The organism is Streptomyces sp. NPDC018029 (genome assembly GCF_044327655.1).
Taxonomy (GTDB): domain Bacteria; phylum Actinomycetota; class Actinomycetes; order Streptomycetales; family Streptomycetaceae; genus Streptomyces.
In genome coordinates this window covers 365749-386491 of record NZ_JBIRFV010000008.1, presented here as the reverse complement: position 1 = coordinate 386491, position 20743 = coordinate 365749, and the positions used below count along the sequence as shown (strand labels likewise).

19 protein-coding genes are annotated in these 20743 nt (G+C 72.5%); 9 read left to right on the top strand and 10 right to left on the bottom strand.

What is annotated here, in order from left to right:
- The first annotated feature begins 22 nt into the window (after positions 1–22).
- On the top strand, positions 23–730 hold the full coding sequence (locus ACH4D5_RS25715) for a transcriptional regulator (RefSeq protein WP_398306808.1): 708 nt from the start codon (positions 23–25) through the stop codon (positions 728–730).
- 133 nt (positions 731–863) lie between these two features.
- On the opposite strand, the gene ACH4D5_RS25710 is transcribed toward ACH4D5_RS25715, so the two are convergent.
- Positions 864–1547, bottom strand: coding sequence for a 4'-phosphopantetheinyl transferase (locus ACH4D5_RS25710; RefSeq protein WP_398306806.1), 684 nt, complete (start codon positions 1545–1547; stop codon positions 864–866).
- A gap of 131 nt (positions 1548–1678) precedes the next feature.
- On the opposite strand from ACH4D5_RS25710, the gene ACH4D5_RS25705 reads away from it, so the two are divergent.
- From ACH4D5_RS25705 to ACH4D5_RS25690, 4 genes are all read left to right on the top strand, one after another.
- Positions 1679–2305, top strand: a complete 627-nt coding sequence (locus ACH4D5_RS25705) for a YigZ family protein (protein WP_362988575.1) — start codon at positions 1679–1681, stop codon at positions 2303–2305.
- 71 nt (positions 2306–2376) lie between these two features.
- Positions 2377–3540 carry an exonuclease SbcCD subunit D gene (locus ACH4D5_RS25700; RefSeq protein ID WP_398306804.1) on the top strand — a complete coding sequence of 388 codons (1164 nt, stop codon included), beginning with the start codon at positions 2377–2379 and terminating at the stop codon, positions 3538–3540.
- Complete coding sequence (locus tag ACH4D5_RS25695; protein ID WP_398306802.1) at positions 3537–6629, top strand: AAA family ATPase; 3093 nt, start codon at positions 3537–3539, stop codon at positions 6627–6629. Before ACH4D5_RS25700 ends, ACH4D5_RS25695 begins: the two co-directional genes overlap by 4 nt.
- A 313-nt stretch (positions 6630–6942) precedes the next feature.
- Positions 6943–7959 (top strand): hypothetical protein, encoded by a 1017-nt coding sequence (locus ACH4D5_RS25690; protein ID WP_398306800.1) that lies wholly within the window; start codon positions 6943–6945, stop codon positions 7957–7959.
- Here ACH4D5_RS25690 and ACH4D5_RS25685 read toward each other — a convergent pair.
- The gene (locus tag ACH4D5_RS25685) at positions 7946–8209 is read right to left on the bottom strand and encodes a hypothetical protein (protein ID WP_398306798.1); all 264 of its coding nucleotides are present in this window, start codon (positions 8207–8209) and stop codon (positions 7946–7948) included. The two genes, ACH4D5_RS25690 and ACH4D5_RS25685, sit on opposite strands and share 14 nt — an antisense overlap.
- 94 nt (positions 8210–8303) lie before the next feature.
- Between ACH4D5_RS25685 and ACH4D5_RS25680 the strand changes: the two genes are divergently transcribed.
- A complete protein-coding gene (locus ACH4D5_RS25680; RefSeq protein ID WP_398306797.1) occupies positions 8304–8852 on the top strand; it encodes a YciI family protein in 549 nt (182 codons plus the stop codon).
- Between the two features lie 72 nt (positions 8853–8924).
- On the opposite strand, the gene ACH4D5_RS25675 is transcribed toward ACH4D5_RS25680, so the two are convergent.
- From ACH4D5_RS25675 to ACH4D5_RS25665, 3 genes are all read right to left on the bottom strand, one after another.
- A complete protein-coding gene (locus tag ACH4D5_RS25675; protein ID WP_398306795.1) occupies positions 8925–9602 on the bottom strand; it encodes a hypothetical protein in 678 nt (225 codons plus the stop codon).
- A gap of 109 nt (positions 9603–9711) precedes the next feature.
- Positions 9712–10158, bottom strand: coding sequence for an Lrp/AsnC family transcriptional regulator (locus ACH4D5_RS25670; RefSeq protein ID WP_398306793.1), 447 nt, complete (start codon positions 10156–10158; stop codon positions 9712–9714).
- Between the two features lie 115 nt (positions 10159–10273).
- Entirely contained in the window at positions 10274–11014 is a 741-nt protein-coding gene (locus ACH4D5_RS25665; protein WP_398306791.1) for a S1 family peptidase, read from the bottom strand.
- Between the two features lie 455 nt (positions 11015–11469).
- On the opposite strand from ACH4D5_RS25665, the gene ACH4D5_RS25660 reads away from it, so the two are divergent.
- Positions 11470–11988 (top strand): rhodanese-like domain-containing protein, encoded by a 519-nt coding sequence (locus ACH4D5_RS25660; RefSeq protein ID WP_398306789.1) that lies wholly within the window; start codon positions 11470–11472, stop codon positions 11986–11988.
- A gap of 93 nt (positions 11989–12081) precedes the next feature.
- Positions 12082–12927, top strand: a complete 846-nt coding sequence (locus ACH4D5_RS25655; RefSeq protein WP_398306787.1) for an SDR family oxidoreductase — start codon at positions 12082–12084, stop codon at positions 12925–12927.
- Here the strand turns inward: ACH4D5_RS25655 and ACH4D5_RS25650 are convergent.
- Genes ACH4D5_RS25650 through ACH4D5_RS25640 form a run of 3 tightly spaced genes read right to left on the bottom strand, consistent with a single transcriptional unit; the run spans position 12896 to position 16082 of the window.
- Positions 12896–13831: an ATP-grasp domain-containing protein gene (locus ACH4D5_RS25650; RefSeq protein WP_398306785.1), complete on the bottom strand. Its 936-nt coding sequence runs from the start codon at positions 13829–13831 to the stop codon at positions 12896–12898. The genes ACH4D5_RS25655 and ACH4D5_RS25650 overlap by 32 nt on opposite strands.
- Positions 13828–15546: a DUF885 domain-containing protein gene (locus ACH4D5_RS25645; protein ID WP_398306783.1), complete on the bottom strand. Its 1719-nt coding sequence runs from the start codon at positions 15544–15546 to the stop codon at positions 13828–13830. Before ACH4D5_RS25645 ends, ACH4D5_RS25650 begins: the two co-directional genes overlap by 4 nt.
- Before the next feature lie 32 nt (positions 15547–15578).
- The gene (locus ACH4D5_RS25640) at positions 15579–16082 is read right to left on the bottom strand and encodes an Lrp/AsnC family transcriptional regulator (RefSeq protein ID WP_398306781.1); all 504 of its coding nucleotides are present in this window, start codon (positions 16080–16082) and stop codon (positions 15579–15581) included.
- Positions 16083–16142: 60 nt separating this feature from the next.
- Here ACH4D5_RS25640 and ACH4D5_RS25635 point away from each other — a divergent pair, with 60 nt between their 5' ends.
- Positions 16143–17432 (top strand): trans-sulfuration enzyme family protein, encoded by a 1290-nt coding sequence (locus ACH4D5_RS25635; protein WP_398306779.1) that lies wholly within the window; start codon positions 16143–16145, stop codon positions 17430–17432.
- On the opposite strand, the gene ACH4D5_RS25630 is transcribed toward ACH4D5_RS25635, so the two are convergent.
- Positions 17365–18804: a GNAT family N-acetyltransferase gene (locus tag ACH4D5_RS25630; protein ID WP_398306777.1), complete on the bottom strand. Its 1440-nt coding sequence runs from the start codon at positions 18802–18804 to the stop codon at positions 17365–17367. The genes ACH4D5_RS25635 and ACH4D5_RS25630 overlap by 68 nt on opposite strands.
- 127 nt (positions 18805–18931) lie before the next feature.
- Positions 18932–20512 carry an alkaline phosphatase D family protein gene (locus ACH4D5_RS25625; protein ID WP_398306775.1) on the bottom strand — a complete coding sequence of 527 codons (1581 nt, stop codon included), beginning with the start codon at positions 20510–20512 and terminating at the stop codon, positions 18932–18934.
- Between the last annotated feature and the right edge of the window lie 231 nt (positions 20513–20743).

The following is a 20743-nucleotide window of genomic DNA, read 5'->3' as shown; positions in this document are numbered from 1 at the left end:
CGCCCAGCGGAAGGTGCGCGTGATGACTCCGACGGCACAAGAGCTCCTGCGGACCACGGCCGCCCGCCTCGCCCCAGAGCCGGCCGCCAACCCCCTCGTGCCGCGCATCGCCGACGGCCGGGCGCGGGCGCGGACGATCGCCGTCCTCGCCCTGGAGCAGCGGCACGTCATCCCCGCCGACCGGCGCTCCTTCCAGCACCTCACCAGGCGGGCCGCCGAGGCCAAGGACCTCGAATCCGCCGCCTTCTTCGACACCCTCGCCGACGGCGAGAGCCTCGCGCGGGAACGGCTCACCCCGTTGCTCGACGCCTGCGGGGTGAGCCGGGCGGAGGCGGCGACGTACGAACCGCAGGCGGGCTGCCAGACCTACCCGGCGTACGTGGCGTGGCTCGCCCTGAACGGCGAACCGGCCGACGTCGTCCTCGCGCTCACCGCCAACTTCGCGGTCTGGGGCGCCTGTTGCGCCACCGTCGCCCGCGCGTTGCGCGACCACTACGGCTTCGACGACGAGGCCTGCGGGTTCTTCGACTTCTTCGCGGAGCCCGCGCCGGACCTCGACCGGCAGGCGCTCGCCGCGGTGCAGGCCGGCCTCGACCGGGGCCGGATCACGACGGCGCACCTGCGCTACGGCCGCCTGCTGGGGCAGTACGAGGAGATGTTCTGGGAGACCCTTGCCGAGGGGGATGGGAACGGGGATGGGGGCGGAGACGAGACGGCGGGTGGGCGCTGACTCACCGAGACCGCTGACTCACCCCGCCGTACCGCGCGCGGGCGCCCCGATGGACATACGCCACGCGCGCGTGCCGGACACCGGCCGAGCGGACGTCGAGCACCGGGCCGGGCGGACGTCGAGCGCCAGAGCCTCAGCGCAGCACGATGGCCGTGGCGGCGATCCCGTCCCGCACCACCCACTGACCTGCGAACACCTTCAGTTCGACGCCCGCCACCACGGGCCCCTCGACCAGCAGCCGCGCGGTGAACGTGCCGTCCGGCTCCAGCTCCACCCGGGCCTCCTCGAAACCGAGCCACTGCCCGGTGAGCGGGAACCACGTCTTGTAGACGGACTCCTTCGCGCTGAAGAGCAGCCGGTCCCAGGGTGTGGCCGGGTAGCGGGAGCCGAGCGCGGCCAGCGCGGCACGCTCCGTCTCGTCGGCCACCAGGTTCAGGACGTCCGGATCGCGCAGCGGCTCACCGGGCTCCGCGTCGATGCCGAGCGAGACCACCTCGCCCGCGCGGGCCACGACCGCCGCGCGGTACCCGGCGCAGTGCGTCATGCTGCCGACGACACCGGGCGGCCAGCCGGGTGCGCCCCGGTGTCCCGGCAGGATCGGCGCGGGCGGCACACCGATCCGGGCCAGCGCGGTGCGGGCGCAGTGCCGCACGGTGGTGAACTCGTTGCGCCGCTTGGCCACCGCGTTCGCGACGACCGCCTCCTCCTCGGGGAAAAGGACGGCCTCCGCCGGGTCGTCGTGGGTCTCGACGACGGTGACGGGCACGCCGGCGAGCAGGGCTGCCAAGGGGCCCGCCGGGTCCGGGACTTGGGGCACGGTTGTCGAAGGTGACGTCACGAGAGATCACGGTACCGGGGCGGCTCGCGCGGGAACGCGTGCTGTGGCCTACGCCACCCGGTGCCCCTCCCGGGCGCGATCGGCCCCCGAGGAGCGCCTACGCTGGCGTGATGCAGGACGAATACCGCACAGTGGCCCGCGAGGGCGTGCACGAGACCGAGATCAACCGCTCGCGCTTCCTGTGCGCCCTGGCACCCGCGGCCACCGAGCGGGAGGCCCAGGACTTCGTCGCGCGCGTCCGCAAGGAACACCCGACCGCCAGCCACAACTGCTTCGCGTACGTCATCGGGGCCGACGCCGCCGTGCAGAAGGCGAGCGACGACGGCGAGCCCGGCGGCACCGCGGGCGTCCCGATGCTGCAGATGCTGATGCGCCGCGACATGCGGTACGTCGCCGCGGTCGTGACCCGCTACTACGGAGGGGTCAAGCTCGGCGCGGGCGGACTCATCCGCGCCTACGGAGGAGCCGTCGGCGAGGCCCTGGACACCCTCGGCACCGTCACCCGCCGCCGCTTCCGCCTCGCCACCGTCACCGTCGACCACCAGCGCGCGGGCAAGGTCCAGAACGATCTGCGGGCGGCGGGCCGCGAGGTGCGCGACGTCCGCTACGGCGACGCCGTCACGATCGAGATCGGCCTGCCCGACGCCGACGTGGACGCCTTCCGCGGCTGGCTGGCCGACGCCACCGCGGGCAGCGCCGTTCTGGAGCTCGGGGGAGAGGCATACGGGGACGCCTGAGGGGCCGGGTGGGGAGGAGTTACGGGAGTGGCCACCCGTGATGTCCGACCCGCCCGATAGTCTCGGGAATCATGAGGCTTCTGCACACGTCCGACTGGCATCTGGGGCGATCGTTCCACCGCGTGAACATGCTCGATGCCCAGGCCGCGTTCATCGGTCACCTGCTGGCGACCGTGCGCGAGCGTGACGTGGACGCCGTCGTGGTGGCCGGGGACGTGTACGACAGGGCGGTGCCGCCGCTCGCCGCCGTCGAGCTCTTCGACGACGCCCTGCACCGGCTCGCGGACCTCGGCGTGCCGACGGTCATGATCTCCGGGAACCACGACTCGGCGCGCCGCCTCGGCGTCGGCGCGGGCCTCATCGACCGCGCCGGCATCCACCTGCGCACCGACCCGGCCGCCTGCGCGGAGCCCGTCATCCTCACCGACCGCCACGGGGACGTGGCGTTCTACGGCCTGCCCTATCTCGAACCCGCCCTCGTCAAGGACACCTTCGGAGTGGCCAAGGCAGGGCACGAGGCGGTCCTCGGTGCCGCCATGGACCGGGTCCGCGCCGACCTCGCCGCCCGCGCGCCGGGCACCCGCTCCGTCGTCCTCGCCCATGCCTTCGTCAGCGGCGGCCAGGTCAGCGAGAGCGAACGGGACATCACGGTCGGCGGGGTCGCCGCCGTGCCCGCCGGAGTCTTCGAAGGCGTGGACTACGCAGCCCTCGGCCACCTGCACGGCAGCCAGACCCTCTCCACGCGCGTGCGCTACTCGGGCTCCCCCCTGCCGTACTCCTTCTCCGAGGCCGACCACCGCAAGAGCATGTGGCTCGTCGACCTCGGCCCGGAAGGGGAGATCGACGCCGAGCGCGTCGACTGCCCCGTGCCGCGCCCGCTCGCCCGCATCCGGGGCACCCTCGCCGACCTGCTCGACGACCCCGGTCTCGCCCGCCACGAAGAGGCGTGGGTCGAGGCCACCCTCACCGACGCGGTCCGCCCCGACGACCCGATGGCCCGCCTCTGCGAGCGGTTCCCGCACACCCTCAGCCTCGTCTTCGCCCCGGACCGGGCCCCCGACGACCCGGACGTCTCGTACGCCCAGCGCCTCCAGGGCCGCAGCGACCAGCAGGTCGCCGAGGACTTCGTGACCCATGTGCGCGGCGCGGGGCCCGACGAGGAGGAACAGGAAGTGCTGCGTTCGGCGTTCGACGCGGTCCGCACCGACGACACGCTGCGCGAGGTCGCCCGATGAGGCTCCACCGGCTCCGCATCACCGCCTTCGGGCCCTTCGGCACCACCCAGGACATCGACTTCGACGACCTCAGCGCCGCCGGACTCTTCCTGCTGCACGGCCCGACCGGCGCAGGCAAGACCTCCGTCCTCGACGCCGTGTGCTATGCCCTCTACGGCTCGGTGCCGGGCGCCCGGCAGGGCAGCGGACAGGGCATGACGCTGCGCAGCGACCACGCGCAGCAGGGCACGCGCACGGAAGTGTGCCTCGAACTGACCGTCGCCGGACGGCGCCTGGAGATCACCCGCCAGCCTCCGTGGGCGCGCCCCAAGAAGCGCGGCACGGGCACCACCACCGAGAAGGCACAGAGTTGGCTGCGCGAGTACGACGCCGAAGCGACCCCAGGCGCCTGGAAGGACCTGAGCCGGTCCCACCAGGAGATCGGCGAGGAGATCACCCAGCTCCTCGGCATGAGCAAGGAGCAGTTCTGCCAGGTCGTGCTCCTGCCCCAGGGCGACTTCGCCCGCTTCCTGCGCGCGGACGCGGAGGCGCGGGGCAAGCTGCTCGGGCGGCTCTTCGACACCCGCAGGTTCGCCGCCGTGGAACAGCGGCTCGCCGAGCAGCGGCGCACCACCGAAGCCGAGGTCAAGGACGGTGACGCCGCGCTCCTCGCCGACGCGCACCGCATGCAGCAGGCCGCGGACGACGACGGCCGCGACGCCGAAGTGCCCCTGCCCGACCTCGCGCCCGGCGACCCGGGCCTGGCGGACGCCGTCCTCACCTGGGCGGCCGTCGCCCGCACGACCGCTCGGGAACGCCTCACCGTCGCCGACTGCGCGCTCACGGCCGCCGAATCCGCCCAGGCGGCGGCGGAGCGCAGGCTCGGTGACGTACGCGAACTCGACCGGCTGCAGAGCCGGTTCGCCGAAGCGCAGTCACGCGCCGAGCAGCTCCACGCGCGCGTGGACGAACAGCGCGACCTCGAAGAGCGTCTGCAACGGGCCCGCAAGGCCGAGACGGTCGCGCCCGCGCTCGGCCTGCGCGACACCGCCGACGCCGAACACCGGCGCGCCACGGAAGCGGAGGCACGCGCGCGTGGCCTGCTGCCCGAGACGTTCGCCTCCCACGGCGCGGCGGGCCTCGCCGCCGCCGCCCGGACGGCCGCCGAGGAGCTGGGCGGCCTCACATCGGCCCGGCGCGCCGAGCGGCGGACCGCCGAGATCACCGCGGAACGCGCGACGCTGGACCGCCAGGAGCGGGCCGACGACGAACTGCTCCAGGACGCGTCCGGCTGGCTCGACGGCTGGGAGGCGACCCGGACCGCGCTCCAGGAGCGCATCGAGTCCGCCCAGGAAGCCGCCACCCGCGCCGAGCGCCTCGCGGGCCGCCTCGAACCGGCCCAGGCCCGCCTCGACGCGGCCCGCCGCCGCGACCGGCTCGCCCAGGACGCGGCGGCGGCACAGGAACGCGCCCTCGCCGCCCGCGAGTCCGCCACCGCCGCGCACGAGCACTGGCTCGCCCTCAAGGAGCAACGCCTCAATGGCATCGCCGCCGAACTGGCCGCGCACCTGACCGACGGCGAACCCTGCGCGGTATGCGGCGCCACGAAGCACCCCGCCCCCGCGCGGAAGATCGCCGGACACGTGGACCGCCACACCGAGGAGGCCGCCCTCGCCGAGCACCGCCGCGCGGACGAGGCCCGCGCCGCCGCCGAGCGCGCCCTCGGGGACGTACGGGAATCGTTGGCGGCGGCGACGGCCGCGGCCAGGGGCGGCCCGGTGACGGAACCGAACGAGGCGAGCGCTGTGGGGGAGACCGCCTCCAAGGAAGCGTCCCCCGACATCCACTCCACGGTCGACGAACTCGCCACAGCTGTCGCAGAGTTGCGGCAGGCCTACGCAGAGGCCCGAGAACGCGCCTCCGGTCTGCACGCCGCCCGGGAGGCCTTGGCACAGGCGGAGCGCGAGTACGACCGCAGGCTCGCCGAGCAGCAGGAGGCCGCCCGGCGCGCCGCTTCCCGTGCGACGCTGCGCGACGCCCTGGAGCGCGAACAGCTGCCCCTGGAAGCGGAGTTGACCCGCGCGCGGGGCGCTGCGGACAGCGTCGCCGCACGCGCCGCCCAGCTGGAGCGGCAGGCCGCGCTGCTCACCGAGGCCGCCGACGCCGCACGCGCCGCCGACGACACCGCCGAGCGCCTGAAGGACGCCGACGCGCGACTCGCCGACGCGGCCTTCCGCGCCGGCTTCGACACGCCGACGGCCGCGGCGGCCGCCCTGCTCGACGACGCCCGGTACCGCGAGCTCCAGCACCGCATCGACGCCTGGCGCAACGAAGAAGCCGCGGTGCGCTCCGTCCTCGCCGAGCCGGACACGGCCGCCGCCGCCCAGCGACCGCCCGCCGACCTCCCGACCGCACAGGCCGCGGCCGACGCGGCGAACCGACGCCTGCGGGACGCCGCCTCCGCGCGGGACGCCGCCGCACGCCGCTGCGCCGAACTGGACCGGCTCTCCGCCCACGCGCTCGCCACGATGCGCAAGCTGGGCCCCCTGCGGGCCGCGTACGACCGGGTGGCCCGGCTCGCAGGACTCACCGCGGGCACCTCGGCGGACAACGAACGCCGCATGCGCCTGGAGTCGTACGTGCTCGCCGCCCGCCTGGAACAGGTGGCCGCGGCCGCGACCGTACGACTCCGGCGCATGTCGTCCGGGCGCTACACCCTCGTGCACTCCGACGACCGCGCGGGCCGCGGCCGTTCGGGCCTCGGCCTGCACGTCGTCGACGCCTGGACGGGCCGTGAACGTGACACGGCGACCCTGTCGGGCGGGGAGACGTTCTTCGCCTCCCTGGCACTCGCCCTGGGCCTCGCCGACGTGGTCACGGACGAGGCGGGCGGCGTCCGACTCGACACCCTCTTCATCGACGAGGGCTTCGGCAGCCTCGACGACCAGACCCTCGACGAGGTCCTGGACGTCCTGGACTCCCTGCGCGAACGCGACCGCAGCGTCGGCATCGTCAGCCACGTCGCGGACCTCCGACGGCGCGTGCACGCGCAGCTGGAGGTCGTGAAGGGGCGGGCCGGGTCGGTGGTGCGGCAGCGGGGCGGGGTCTGAGGGCTCAGTCCTTCGATGCCGTACCAATCGCTGTCCATCCCTGCTTTTCCGCAACTGCCCGGGCGGCAGATGACCATGGTTGGCTTTCTCGAGGCGACTCTGCACCCCAAGGCGACTACTCGCTATTCGGACCTCCGGGGCGGGGCCCGATGGAGCCGGCCGCCCCGCTACAGGGCGTCCGGGGGCGCGGCAGGTTGCGGTCATGGTGACCCGTGTCGGTTCGTGCATGGGTGGGCTCAATCCGGCGGAGTGCGAACAGGTACCATCCCCGTCCCGGAGCCATGAGGCAACCGTTGCGACGCCAAGGACCATCATGACGCGCACCACCCCGCCGCGACCGGTGGACGTCGAGGCACAGTTCCCCGAACTGTCCAGCCACCGACGAATGTGCACGCGGCTCCACCCGCGCCCCGGAACGCCGAAACCGACCGACAGTTCAGTCGGTGGTCCCCTCCTGTGGCCTGCACACGAGCCCTGGCCGACCTGTCAGGAGCCTCATGCGCGAGACAGAGGGCGACGCGTCGAAGACGTACATCAGGAGCGTCACACCCTGCGGGAGGCATGGCGGCGTCATCCCGAGACGGGGCCCTCTACGGAGGACCTGGCCGCACTGTCGGTGCTGGAGCAGGAGCATCGCGTCCCGGGCCTCGGTGAGACCGACCCGATCCCCCTCCTCCCGCTGGCCCAGCTGTTCGCCAAGGACGTCCCGGGCCTCATGCCCCCCGACGGCCGTGACCTCCTCCAGGTGCTGTGGTGCCCATTCGACGCGCACGGCACCCCACGAACCCCGGGCGTCCACCTGCGGTGGCGGAACTCGGCCGAGTGCGGTGAGGTCCTCGAAACGTCTCCGACCCCCGAAGTCGTCGGCAGCGAGGGGTACGTGCCCGAGCCCTGCACGGTGGACCCCGAGCAGGTGCTGGAGCACGAATATCAAGAACTCTTCGGCGAGAACCTGCAATATCGAATTGAACAATGGGAAGAAGAACTCGAAGAAGAAGCTGAGGAATCCGGCGAGGAGGAGTTCGTCACCTACCATCATGACCTCTCCATTGCGCCAGGATGGAAGGTCGGGGGCTATGCCTCATGGGGAGTGACCGGACCATTCGAAGAAGTCTGTTCTTGCGGCGCCCCCATGCGACTCTTGTTGACCATCGCCAGTCACGAGTGGGATGGAGGTGCGCGCAGCTGGATCCCTCTGGAAGACCGTGATCGCATTGCTGTAGCGGGCGCGAACATCCCTACGCATGTGACCGTGGGCCGAGGCGGTTCCTTGAACGTCTTCGTGTGTTCTGAAGACGCAACCCACGGCCACAAACTCAGTTTGCAATGACGGTCGACCGTACCGGGTGCAATGACCGTACCGTCCAGGGTGAGGAGGCCTCGGCCGCACCCTTGATCGGGTCATCGACCACCGCCAGGTGGGCGCCCTTGCCGGTGAAGCCTCCGTCGGCACCGGCCATGACCGCGCCGCCCTCGGTGCCGGTGAGGTCGAAGCGGTTGGCGGCGGACGAGCCGGGCCGCAGGCTGATGGGAAGCGTCCGGTAGAGATCGAGAACCGCCGCTTCGTCAGCCCTTTCCATCCTCGCCACCAGCGGGGCGGGATCTGAGCGTGGAGGAGAACGACCTTGGCAGGAAACCCCTGGACCTGGCAGCCCCGTGAAGAGATCCTTTGGCATGGAGTTTCTCTGCTACCACCGTGACCGGTCCGGCTCCCTGCCACTGCGTGACGAGCTGTTGGAAGAGCACTGGTCCTATATGGACGAGTACGCGAAGGAGATGATCGCCCGGGGGCCGACCTTCGCCGACGACGGTGAGACGCCCACCGGCAGTCTGCACATCGTCGACCTGCCCGATCCCGCCGCTGCCCGTGCGTTCGCCTTCGACGAGCCGAACTACCAGGCGGGCGTCTACCGGGACGTGCTGCTGCGACGGTGGCGCAACCTGCTGGGGCGCACCATGTGGGAGTTCCCCGGTGGGCGGGCCGGCGGCAACCGGTATCTGGTGCTCGGCCTCGGGGCGGGCCAGGCAGCCGATGTCGCCGTGCCGCCCGACCAGGACGAACTGATCGCCTACGGGCCGCTGCTGTCCGACAGCGGAGCCGACTGGCTGGGTACGGCGGCGTTGGTCAGGGCGCCGGACCCGGACGCGGCACGGAACGTCCTGACCCCGGACCGGTACGCCGACATCGAAGTCCACAACTGGCAGTTCGGCGGAAGGTCGTGATGAACCGGAGGCGTTGAGGTCGGCCGCACCGCCGCCGCGCCCGGCGAACGGGGCTCGATGTGAGGCGTCCCCTCAGCCGCACACGATGCGCTCTATCTCCTTGAGCTGGGCGGCGTTGACGCGCCCCCTTTCCAGGGAGCAGAGCCAGCGGAGCAGTTCAGGTGCGGCGTACACCTCGTCGTAGAAGCCGAGTTGCAGGTCGGCGATGTCGTCCTCGATGAGCCAGGTGCCGAGTGCGTCCGCGAGGTGACGGTCGGACGCCTCTGTGCGGGTCGCCGCCCACTCGGTCAGCCAGGGGGTCAGGGTGCCTGTGGTGACCGCGAGCACTTCCAGTACGTCGCGGATGTTCGTGGTGCCGGGGTGGCTGTGCAGGGCCGAGCGCCACCAGGCGTGCCAGACCTCCTCCAGCGCCGCTCGCTCGGGCGCCGGCCAGGCCCGCCAGCCCGCGGCGAGGAAGCGGGAGGCCACCATGTTGTGGAGGAGTCGGCCCTCGGTGAGCGCACGCACGATGCGGGGTGTCAGTCTGCGGTACAGGCCGGGGAAGTCGTCCCAGTGGTTCGTCGCCTCGTGGGCGACGTACGGGATCAGATCCTCCGGCACCAGGTCCACCGGCCCGGCGACGGCTTCGAGATCGGACTCGGCGTAGCAGTAGGTGCAGCCGCTCACGGGGAACGGCAGGTCGGCGAGCGGGGCGAAGGCGACGTCCAGGGCGTCGAGGGCGTTCTGGAGGCGCTGGTGCGGGTCGGTCATGGGGTGCCTGACTGGACTCCGTCCGGCCGGGCCGGAGAAGAGAGCGACGTTACCACTCTCTCCTCCGGGGAGGGGCAGCCGCCCAGTAGTCGTCAGCCGCCCAGTGGTCTCAGCGGCCCAGTGGTCTACGGGGCAGAGGGGAGGAGTAAACGACGCTCGTCGTCACCGAGCCGAGTGAGCCGATCCTGCCCGACACCTCTTCCAGGTGCTGCATCGAGCGGGCGGCGACCTTGATGACGAAGCAGTCGTCGCCCGTGACGTGGTGCGCCTCCAGGATCTCCGGGGTCACCTCGACCAGGTCGTGGAAAGGCTTGTAGTTTCCGTTCGGGTAGCGGAGCCGCACGAATGCGAGGATCGGCAGGCCGAGGCGGTCCGGGTCCACCACCGCCGCGTACCCCTGGATCACCCCCGCCTCCTCCAGGCGCCGCACGCGTTCGGTGACGGCGCTCGCGGACATCGAGACGGCGCGCGCCAACTCGGCGTAGCTGGCGCGGCCCTCCCGCTGGAGGACGTCGAGTATGCGCCAGTCGGTGGCGTCCGTGGAATATCCGGTCATCCCCGAGAGGTAACAGGGAAATCCCCGGCCGTTCAAGAGGCGGCCGGGGATTGTCCGTACCCGAGGCGTATCCGAGGGGTACCCGAGGACCCGAGTGCAGGTGTTAGTGCGAGTGTCAGACGCCCGCGATGCTCTGGATCCAGGAGCGGTACGCCGTCACGTTCGTGTACGCGGTCGTGGTCTGGCGGTCACTGGTGGAGGCCACGCCGACCTGTACGCCGTTGGCCATCATCGGGCCGCCCGAGTCGCCGCCCGCGGTGATGCCGTCGCCGCGCCGGGCACAGATGGCCTGGCCCTGGTAGGCGTCACGGCAGCCGCCGGTCACCACGACGTTGGCGACCTTCAGGAGCCGGGACTGGCAGTTGATCTCCGAGCCGCACTGGGAGGTCGCTCCCCAGCCGTACACCTGTACGGTCTGGCCCACCGACACGGAGCCCGGGCTGCCGAGGCGTGCGTAGGTGCCCGCGACGGAGCGGTCCAGCTGGACCAGGGACAGGTCCGAGGACGGGTGGTTCCTGATGCTGATGCCGTTGGCCGTGGTGCCGCCGGACGTCTGGTCGAGGCTGCCGATGCGGAAGGAGAGGCCGCCGCCGCTGACGCAGTGCTTCGCGGTGAGGATCCAGGTCGGGGCGATGATCGTGGCGCTGCAGGTCTGCCGGCCGTTGGAGAAGAGCCTGGCGGCCCAGGGCGCGTTGCTGGCGTATCCGCCGCCGATGATCGGCTGGGGTCCGTTGCTGCGGGCCGTCACGGCGGGGGCGTCCGCGCGGGCCGCGGTCTGGGCCGCTGCCGTGGGGGCGAGCCCCAGAACGGCGAGGGCGGTGGCCGCGAGTGCGGGGACGAGTCTGGATATACGCATGTTCGTCTCCATCGTGTGGGGGTGAAGCGTCCTGGATGAGGACAAGGCCGCATACGTATGCAGCCCGAGGGCACGCTCGGAAGGCGGGTTTTTCTGTCGCGTGCATGCCATGTGTGGCAGGGGTGAATCTGGCAGAGGAGTTGTGCGTGGCGCAAGAGGCGGGCGGGGCTTCCTGTGTGGCGCCGCCGTTCGGGCTGCTCGGCGGCGCCCTGGTGTTGTGGGTGGCCTTGCGGCCCACTGCATGATCAAACCGTTCCCTGGTCCGGACCATTCTCGGCGGAAGGGGTGCGCCCCTGACAACGCCCTTTCGCGACAACCCTGTTGGCCTCGCCTGCGCGGCCGATACGGGAAAGCCGTGCGATACGCGCCATGTGCCGGGGATTCGACGGCGTCACCCGCGGAACGCCGGGGTTCAGCGCTTCAGCCTTCCGGTCGCCGCCCGTAGATTTTTTGCCATGAACAAGACGGACATCATGAGCGACACGAACGCCACGGAAGCCGGGAACCCGGGTGCGAACCGGGTCCTGAGCGTGCCTCCCGCCTCACCGGCGGCAGCCGCCGCGTACTTCGGCGCCAGCCTCGCCTTCCACGCCGACGTCTCCGACGTGGCCTCCACCCTCGCCGTCGGCGGCGACCCGGGCTTCGTGGTGATCGACACTCGCTCCACCGCCTCCTGGGACCAGGGGCACGTCCCCGGAGCCATCCACCTCCCGACCGCTCTCATCCCCGAGCAGGCGGAGGTGCTCCTCGACAAGTCGGTGCCGGTCATCACCTACTGCTGGGGACCCGGCTGCAACGGCGCGACCCGCGCGGCCCTCGCCCTCGCCCAACTCGGCTTCCACGTCAAGGAGATGCTGGGCGGCTTCGAGTACTGGGTGCGCGAGGGCTTCGAGTACGAGACGTGGGAAGGCCGCGAGCGGCACGTGCCCGACGCGCTCACCGCGCCGGTCGACGCCGACGACTGCGGTTGCTGAGCAGCCACGTCCGACCGTCCAAGCGCCCAACGCGCGCAGGAGGCGCGAAAATTTGGGTGCGCGTGCGGGCCCGGGAGTCCAGCATGGTCTGTCATGCCTCACCTGCCGCAGCCCTCACCCGCAGAACTCCGCCGTGACCCGCTGCCGTTGCGCGGACGCACCGCGCTCGTCACCGGGGCCAGCCGACGCGGCGGCATCGGATACGCCGTCGCCCGGCGGCTCGCCGCATACGGTGCCGGGGTCTATCTGCACCACCACGTCCCGCACGACGCGGCGATGCCCTGGGGCGCCGACCGCCCGGAGGCCGTCGTCGCCGGGGTGCGCGAAGCACTCGGCGACCCGGACGCACCGGTCCACGCGGGACCGGGCGACCTGACGGAGACCGACGCCCCGGCGCGCCTGGTCGACACGGCCGCCGACGCGCTCGGCGGCCGGATCGACATCCTCGTCGCCAACCACGCGCTGAGCGGCAGCGACGGCACGCTCGACGCGATCGACGCGGCGATGCTCGACGCGCACTGGGCGGTCGACACCCGCTCCGTGATCCTCCTCGTCCAGGCGTACGCCCGGCTGCGTGCGCGGTTGCCGGACCGTACCCCCGGCGGACGTGTCGTGATGATGACGTCGGGGCAGGACATCGCGGGCGGCATGCCGGACGAGATCGCGTACAGCCTGCAGAAGGGCGCGCTGGCGTCCGCGACCCGCACGCTCTCCACCGCGCTCGCCGACCTCGCCATCACCGTGAACTCCGTCAACCCCGGCCCTGTGGACACGGGTTACCTCACGGGTGAGGCGTACGACGCGGTCGCCGCATGCTTCCCGGCGGGGCGGTGGGGGATGCCGGACGACCCGGCCCGGCTCATCGCGTGGCTCGCCACGGACGAGGCCGAGTGGATCACCGGGCAGGTCATCGACTCGGAGGGCGGCTGTCGCCACTGACGTCGTCGGCCCGTCCCACTGGGACGCCTGCCAGGCCGGCGTACAGCGTGGTGGTCGCCGTGGCGGCGTCCCCGGCTCCCCGCGGCAACCCGCTGACCTGCCCGTCGCCCACCTCCACGACCCGCCACCGCCCGTCCGTGTGCAGCGCGAGGTCCGTCGTCACGAACCGGCAGCCGAGCGCCGCCACCGCCCCGCGCACGGCGCCGAGTTCGGGAGCCGGGGCCCGGTCCGGGGTGTCCGGATGTGCGGTCACGAGCAGCGCTTCTCCGTCCAGCCACCACACGCGGGCCTCGCCTCCCGCGACGAACGGCTCATAGGCGCGTACCACCAACCCGCCCGCGAGGCTCTCCTCTTGGAGCGCGAAGAACCGGCCGACCACCGCGGACAGCCGCGCGGTGTCCGCCAGTTCGGGTACGAAGCACGCCTCGTCCCACTCGTGCTTGCGGGACTTCACGTAGTCCTTGACGACCCCCGGGCCGGGGCCGAGCGGCGCCACGAGTTCCGTGAGCCGCTCGGCCGAGGGCGGCTCACCCGGAGCCGCCGCGCACCAGACGCTGCGCGGCGTGAGCGAGGCCCGCTCGAACGTGGCGTACCAGCCGGGCAGTTCGTGGGCGCGGCCGTACGCGCCGGACCCTGTGAGCAGGACGCAGCCGCGCGCCGCGAGAGCCCGCTCCAGCTCTCCGTAGCGCGCGACCGGCACCATCCACCCCCGGTACCAGTACGGCCCCGAACCGCGCGGCACCCGTCCGACGGCGCCGGCTGCGTCACCGGCCAGCAGCGCGTCGTGGTCGACGAGGGCGACCTCGGCGCCGGTCGCGCGCGCGGCCGTGACCTCCGGTGCGAACTCGGGGTCGGGCCGCGCGGCGCGCAGCGGATCGGACGGGAAGAGGAACCCGGTGCTCACAGCTCGGACAATTCGGCCACCAGGTCGTCGAGGCCCAGCGAGCCCTGCGACAGCGCGGCCATGTGCCATGCCTTGGCGTCGAACGCGTCGCCGTGCCGACGCCGCGCGTTCTCCCGGCCGAGCAGCCAGGCGCGCTCCCCCAGCTTGTAGCCGATGGCCTGGCCCGGGATGGTGAGGTAGCGGGTCATCTCGCTCGTCACGTAATCCGTGGGGCGGCTGCAGTGCGCGTCGTAGAACTCCTGGGCGAGGTCGGGTGTCCAGCGCTCACCGGGACGGAACGGCGAATCCGCCGGAATCTCCAGCTCCAGGTGCATGCCGATGTCGACGATGACCCGCAGCGCCCGCATCATCTGGGCGTCCAGATAGCCGAGCCTGCGCTCCGGGTCGGTGAGGAAGCCCAGCTCGTCCATGAGCCGCTCCGCGTACAGCGCCCAGCCCTCGGCGTTGGCGCTGACGATGCCGACGGTCGCCTGGTAGCGGGAGAGGTTCTCCGCGACGTGCGCCCACTGGGCGAGCTGGAGGTGGTGGCCGGGCACGCCCTCGTGGTACCAGGTGGACACGAGGTCGTAGACCGGGAAGCGGGTCTCGCCCATCGTGGGCAGCCAGGTGCGGCCGGGGCGTGAGAAGTCCTCGGACGGGCCCGTGTAGTAGGGCGCGGCGGCGCCGCCGGGCGGGGCGATGTGGGACTCCACCTTCCGCACCCGCTCGGCCAGTTCGAAGTGCGTGCCGTCCAGGGCGTCGATGGCCTCGTCCATGAGCTCCTGCAGCCAGACCCGCACCTCCTCCACGCCCTCGATGTGCGCCCCGTGCTCGTCCAGGTGGGCGAGCGCCACCCACGGAGTGGCCGCGCCGGGCAGGATCTTCTCGGCCTCCGTCCTCATCTCGGCGAGCAGCCGGTGGAACTCCGACCAGCCGTACGCGTATGCCTCGTCGAGGTCCAGATCGGTGCCGTTGCACTCGCGGGACAGGCGGGCGTAGCGCTCGCGGCCCACGATGTCGGGGGAGCCCTGGATCGCGGGTGCGTAGACGTCCCGCATCCAGTCGCGCAGCGCCACCACGGACTCGGTGGCGCCCAGCGCCGCGGCGTCCAGGTCGGCGCGCAGCTTGTCGGGGCCCGCGGACGCGAAGTCCTCGAACCAGCCGCGCCCGCTCGCGCCGCCACCGGCCTTCCCCGCCCACTCGGTGAGCTGCCCGATGAAGGTGTCGGTGGGGCGCGGCGCCCCGTACAGCTTGCGTTCCAGGCCGAGTTCGAGCGACGCGCGATAACCCTCCAGAGCCGCCGGTACGGCACGCAGCCGCTCGGCGATCGCCGCCCAGTCCTCCTCCGTGTCCATGGGGGACACGGTGAAGATCTCCCGCACCTGGTGCGGCATCGTGTGCAGGTTGCCGACGGCGCGCAGCCCTTCCTCGGCCTCGTGCACGGCGAGCTGCGCGGTCAGCCGCTCCCGCAGCAGCCGGCCGCAGCGGCGTTCGACGTCGCTGTCCGCGCCGGGCCGCGCCTCGGCCTCGGCCAGCCGTGCCAGGGTCGTGCGTGCCAGCCGCGCCAGCGCCTCCTGGCCCTCGGGGGAGGTGTCGGGGAGCTTGCTGTTGCTCTCCTTCACGCCGAGGTAGGTGCCCGTGATGGGGTCGAGGGCGATGAGCTCGTCGACGTACGCGTCGGCGACGGCGCGGGGCAGGGGGCCGGTGTTCGGATGCGGGTTCTTCGTGGCTGACATGCGGACATCCTCGTACGCGGGACGGGTGCGCGTCACCATGATTCGCCCGGTGGATCCTGCGGGACGTCGGGCGGCAGGAGCGGACCGCACGACCACTGCTGGAAGATCAACCGGGTCTCCACACGCGCGACTTCGCGCCGCGCGGTGAACTCGTCGAGGACGAGCCGCTGCAGATCCGCAGGACCGGCCACCGCCACGTGCACCAGGAAGTCCTCGGGTCCCGTGAGGTGGAACAGCGACAGGGACTCGGGCAGCGCCCGCACGCGCTCCACGAAGGGGCCCACGAGATCCCGGCGGTGCGGCCGCACCTGCACGGAGAGCAGCGCCTCGACCCCGCGGCCGAGCTTCGCCGGGTCGAGCCGCAGCTGATGTCCGAGAATCACCCCCGACCGCCGCAGCCGCGTCACCCGGTCGAGGCAGGTGGACGGCGCGACGCCGACCTGCGCGGCGAGGTCACGGTAGGTGGTCCGGGCGTCGTTCTGCAGCAGACGCAGGATGTGGAGGTCCACCGGGTCCAGTGCGACGGAATCGGCCATCGGCCGAACGTAGCACGGGACATGGGCCGGAAGCCCCGGCCGCTGTTCAGCCTGTGCCGCATGGAAGCGAACACTGGGACAGCACTGAACAAGCGCTCCGCCGACCCGACGTCACCACCACGTGCCCTGGCCACCGAGGCCGTGCACGCGGGGCGGGACGACCTGGCCGACATGGGTCTGCACGCCCCGCCGATCGACCTCTCCACGACCTATCCCTCCCGCGACAGCCGGGCGGAGGCCGCCCGCATCGACGCCTTCGCCGCCGAAGGTGTCGTCGACGACGGGCCGCCGGTCTATGCCCGGCTCGGCAACCCCACCGTCGCCCGCTTCGAGACCGCCCTCGCCCGGCTCGAAGGCACCGAGAGCGCGGTCGCGTTCGCGAGCGGCATGGCGGCCCTGACCGCGGTGCTTCTCGTCCGGGGATCCGCGCGGCTGCGCCACGTCGTGGCCGTCCGGCCCCTGTACGGGTGCAGCGACCACCTGCTCACCGCGGGTCTGGTCGGCACGGAGGTGACCTGGGTGGACCCGGAGGGCATCGCCGACGCCATCCGGCCCGACACCGGCCTGGTGATGGTCGAGTCGCCCGCCAACCCCACCCTCGCCGAACTCGACCTGGCCGAGGTCGCCCGCGCGTGCGGCACGGTGCCGCTGCTCGCCGACAACACCTTCGCCACGCCGGTGCTCCAGCGGCCCGCCGAGAGCGGCGCCCGACTCGTGCTGCACAGCGCCACGAAGTACCTGGGCGGGCACGGCGACGTCCTCGGGGGAGTGGTCGCGTGCGACGAGGAGCTCGCGCGCGGGCTGCGCCAGGTGCGGTTCGCGACGGGCGGGGTGCTGCATCCCCTCGCCGGTTACCTGCTGTTGCGCGGCCTGGCCACGCTCCCGGTCCGGGTGCGGGCCGCTTCGGCGAACGCGGCGGAACTGGCGCGCCGCCTCGCCGCCGACCCGCGTGTGGACCGCGTCCACTATCCGCGTCTCGGCGGCGCCATGGTCGCCTTCGAGGTGCGTGGCGACCCGCACGGGGTGATCGCCGGAGTACGGCTGATCACCCCGGCGGTCAGCCTCGGCAGCGTCGACTCGCTCATCCAGCACCCCGCGTCCATCAGCCACCGCGTGGTGGACGCCGCGGACCGGCGCTCGGCCGGCGTGAGCGACCGGCTGCTGCGGATGTCGTGCGGCCTGGAGGACGTCGAGGACCTGTGGCGCGACCTGGACCGGGCGCTCGGCCCCGTCCCGGTCACCATCCCCGGGCCGGTGGCCACCGACACGGGCTCCGAGAGCCTCAGGGGCGCTGCGCGTGGTCGTACGGCAGCCGCGAGCCGACCGGCGTGGCGTCGAGACGGGCCGTGATCACGAGGGTGCCCTCCTCGATCTGGTAGTCGAGCGGCAGGCCGAGCCCCCGCATCGCCGCCACCATGCCGGTGTTGGACGCCCGCGTCACCGCGTACACGCTCTCGCAGCCCGCCTCGACCGCCATCGTCACCAGGCGGCCGAGCAGCTCGCTGCCGATGCCCCGGCGCTGCCAGTCGTCCTCGACGAGCAGCGCCACCTCGGTCTCGTCGCCGTCCCAGAGGAGGTGGCCGATGCCGACGATCCGCCCGGACGCGGTCCGCACCGCGAGCGTGCGGCCGAAGCGGGGGCTGAGGAGGTGGTTCAGATAGCGGTCGGCGTCGTGCACCGGGCCGTGGTAGCGCATGTCGAGGGTGCGCCGTGAGCAGCGCTCGTGCATGGCCTTGGCGGCCTCGATGTCCGTGGTGTCGGCCCGCTGGACGGTGATGGAGTTGCCCTCCGGGAGGGTCAGGACGTCCTGGCTCCGGGGGATGCGCGGGCCGAGCCGCGTGTCGAGCTCCACGAGGGCCCGGGCGCGGGCGAACTCCGTGGGCGTGAACGGCAGATAGGGCCGCTCGACGGTGATGACCTCGCCGTCGGGGCCCTTCAGACGCAGTACGGTCCCTTCGAGCACGCCGTCGACCGGGGTCCCGTCCGACGGCGTGACCTCGTCCTGCCGGGGCTTCGGCCGCGACGCGGCGGGCAGCGAGCGGATGGTGCAGCGGCCCAGGAGGTGCCGCAGCGCCAGGGGCAGTTCGGCCGCGTCGAGCGCGGTGCGGGTGGCGAGACCGAGGATCCGGGTGGGCGCGTCCACCAGGTCGTGGGCGTCGGCGCGCTCGATCCAGGTGCCCGCGCCGCCCGCCCCGGCGATCGACCGCGTGATGTCGGCGCCGGACAGCTCGGCGGGGGCACGCAGCAGGAACTCGTCGACGGTGCCCTCGGCCAGGGGGTGGGCCTGCAGGCTGAGGATGTCGATGCGGCGGCCGGCGAGGGCCACGCACAGCGAGGCCAGCGAGCCCGGCTCGTCCCGCACGGTCGTACGCATGCGCCACAGGGTGGTGTCGCCCGGCTGGGCCGGCTCCGCGGGTGGGCCCGAGATGGCGGTCGTGGTGTGCCCGGCCTGCTCCGCGTCCGCGGGCGGCCGGGCGACGGTATCGTGCGCCGGCGGCGGCGCGTGGTTGTGCCGTCGCGCCCACCAGATGTGAAAGCCGGCCGTGGCGAGCAGCACCACGGCCGACACGAACAGCAGGGCGGGCCCGTCGGGGCCGTGCCCCACCATGTTCGCCACGGCGTCGGCCACCGCGACGGCGGTGAACAGGGCCGCCAGCTCGACCACGTCGCGCCGCCAGTGATGGACGGGGCGGCCGTGCTTGGTCCGTGTCACGTCAGACATGTCAGCTCTCATACGTTCACTGTGCTGGACCGGTGTTTCGTGATCACGAACGCTCTGTGACTGATGGGTAAAGAGGCCATCTGCCCCTTTTGGCGGCGATTCGGCCGGGATCAGTCCGGCACGCGGGCTACTGCCCCACCCGACCCGGCTGCAGAACCTGGCTGAACAGCACGCCGCCGCCCTCCTGCCGCAGCCGCACCGTCAACTCACCGCTGCCGCCGTCGATGTCGACCTCGCCGAAGTACTGCGGGGTCTCGGCCGGCGAGGTGTTGGCCCGGCTCGGAGCCTTGAGGAACTTCTGCTCGGGACCGAACGTCGCGTCGAGCTTCGTCGCGGGGAAACCGCCCGCGGCGAGCGGCCCGGACACGAACTCCCAGAACGGCGCGAAGTCCTTGAACGCCGCACGCGACGGGTCGTAGTGCTGCGCGGAGGTGTAGTGCACGTCGGCGGTCAGCCACAGCGTACCCGTGATCCCGCGGTGCTTGATGTGCCGCAGCAGATCGGCGATCTGCAGCTCGCGGCCCAGCGGCGCGCCGGGGTCGCCCTGCGCCACGGCCTCGAAGTTCGTCCTGCCGTCGGGCACGACGATGCCCAGCGGCATGTCGGAGGCGATGACCTTCCACACGGCCCGGGAGCGGGACAGCTCACGCTTGAGCCAGGCCAGCTGGCGGGCGCCGAGGATTCCGGTGGCGTCGTCGGGCTGTCTGTTGGGGGAGTTGGCGTTGCGGTAGGTGCGCATGTCGAGCACGAACACGTCCAGGAGCGGGCCGTGCCGCTGCACCCGGTACACCCGGCCGTCCTCGTCGCCCGGCGGCAGGGTGGACAGGGGGAAGTACTCGCTGAAGGCCCGCAGGGAGCGGCCCGCGAGGACGTCCACGTTCTTCTCCGTGTACCGGGAGTCGTCCAGGATCTGCCCCGGGTACCAGTTGTTGCGCACCTCGTGGTCGTCCCACTGGATGATGGACGGCACCTGGGCGTTGAACCGTCTGACGTTCTCGTCGAGCAGGTTGTAGCGGAACGCGCCGCGGAACTCCGCCAGGGACTCGGCGACCTTGGACTTCTCCTCCGTCGTGATGTTCCGCCACACGGTGCCGTCGGGCAGCGTGACGCTCGGCGGGATGGGGTTGTCTGCGTAGATGTTGTCGCCGCTGCACAGGAAGAAGTCCGGGTTCCGCCTGCGCATCTCCTCGAAGACGCGGAAGCCGCCCCGGTCGGGGTTGATGCCCCAGCCCTGGCCCGCGATGTCGCCCGACCACAGGAAGCGCACGTCCTTCTTGCGGCTCCTGGGCGCCGTGCGGAACGTGCCCTGGACGGGCTTGCCCGCGCGCCGCGGGTCGTCGGGGTCAGTGAGCAGCACCCGGTAGTGGATCTGCTCGCCCGCGGGCAGGCCGCGCAGCGGCGTCGTCCCCGTGAAGTCCGTGTCCGGGCCGAGCAGCGGTCCGTGCCACCGGCGGGGGTTGCGGAACGACTCGGTGGCCGACGTCTCCACGATCATCCGCGCCGGACGGTCGGAGCGGACCCACACGAGCCCCGAGTGCGCGCTCACGTCTCCGGCCTGCACGCCCCACGCGCCCTTCGGGCGTCCCGAGAGCGCGAGCGAGGGAGCCGCCCCGGCCAGTGCGGGCACGGCTAGCGCCGCCGGTACGGCGAGCGAACCGCGCAGCACGCTGCGGCGGCGGGGGGACGGGCTCGGCTGACGTTGCGACATGAATGCGCCTCCAGTTGACGGGTGCGACCAGTGTGCGGGAGCCCGGCCGGTACCGCGCCACAGCGTCCACGCGAAGCACAAGTGAACAACTCCCCACGGGCGGAGGGGAACCGCCGCGCGGAGTCGGCCCGAACCGGGGCGAGGCGGACGTCGGCCTAGGGCTGCGGTCGTACGCGGCGGGGACGGACGGCCGGGGACGTACGACCGATGGCCGCAAGATCCACGACTGCC

Coding starts and splice junctions, on each gene's coding strand:
- ACH4D5_RS25715 (WP_398306808.1), top strand. CDS start 23: ATGACTCCGACGGCACAAGAGCTCCTGCGGACCACGGCCGCCCGCCTC.
- ACH4D5_RS25705 (WP_362988575.1), top strand. CDS start 1,679: ATGCAGGACGAATACCGCACAGTGGCCCGCGAGGGCGTGCACGAGACC.
- ACH4D5_RS25700 (WP_398306804.1), top strand. CDS start 2,377: ATGAGGCTTCTGCACACGTCCGACTGGCATCTGGGGCGATCGTTCCAC.
- ACH4D5_RS25695 (WP_398306802.1), top strand. CDS start 3,537: ATGAGGCTCCACCGGCTCCGCATCACCGCCTTCGGGCCCTTCGGCACC.
- ACH4D5_RS25690 (WP_398306800.1), top strand. CDS start 6,943: ATGACGCGCACCACCCCGCCGCGACCGGTGGACGTCGAGGCACAGTTC.
- ACH4D5_RS25685 (WP_398306798.1), bottom strand. CDS start 8,209: ATGGAAAGGGCTGACGAAGCGGCGGTTCTCGATCTCTACCGGACGCTT.
- ACH4D5_RS25680 (WP_398306797.1), top strand. CDS start 8,304: ATGGAGTTTCTCTGCTACCACCGTGACCGGTCCGGCTCCCTGCCACTG.
- ACH4D5_RS25675 (WP_398306795.1), bottom strand. CDS start 9,602: ATGACCGACCCGCACCAGCGCCTCCAGAACGCCCTCGACGCCCTGGAC.
- ACH4D5_RS25670 (WP_398306793.1), bottom strand. CDS start 10,158: ATGACCGGATATTCCACGGACGCCACCGACTGGCGCATACTCGACGTC.
- ACH4D5_RS25665 (WP_398306791.1), bottom strand. CDS start 11,014: ATGCGTATATCCAGACTCGTCCCCGCACTCGCGGCCACCGCCCTCGCC.
- ACH4D5_RS25660 (WP_398306789.1), top strand. CDS start 11,470: ATGAACAAGACGGACATCATGAGCGACACGAACGCCACGGAAGCCGGG.
- ACH4D5_RS25655 (WP_398306787.1), top strand. CDS start 12,082: ATGCCTCACCTGCCGCAGCCCTCACCCGCAGAACTCCGCCGTGACCCG.
- ACH4D5_RS25645 (WP_398306783.1), bottom strand. CDS start 15,546: ATGTCAGCCACGAAGAACCCGCATCCGAACACCGGCCCCCTGCCCCGC.
- ACH4D5_RS25640 (WP_398306781.1), bottom strand. CDS start 16,082: ATGGCCGATTCCGTCGCACTGGACCCGGTGGACCTCCACATCCTGCGT.
- ACH4D5_RS25635 (WP_398306779.1), top strand. CDS start 16,143: ATGGAAGCGAACACTGGGACAGCACTGAACAAGCGCTCCGCCGACCCG.
- ACH4D5_RS25630 (WP_398306777.1), bottom strand. CDS start 18,804: ATGTCTGACGTGACACGGACCAAGCACGGCCGCCCCGTCCATCACTGG.
- ACH4D5_RS25625 (WP_398306775.1), bottom strand. CDS start 20,512: ATGTCGCAACGTCAGCCGAGCCCGTCCCCCCGCCGCCGCAGCGTGCTG.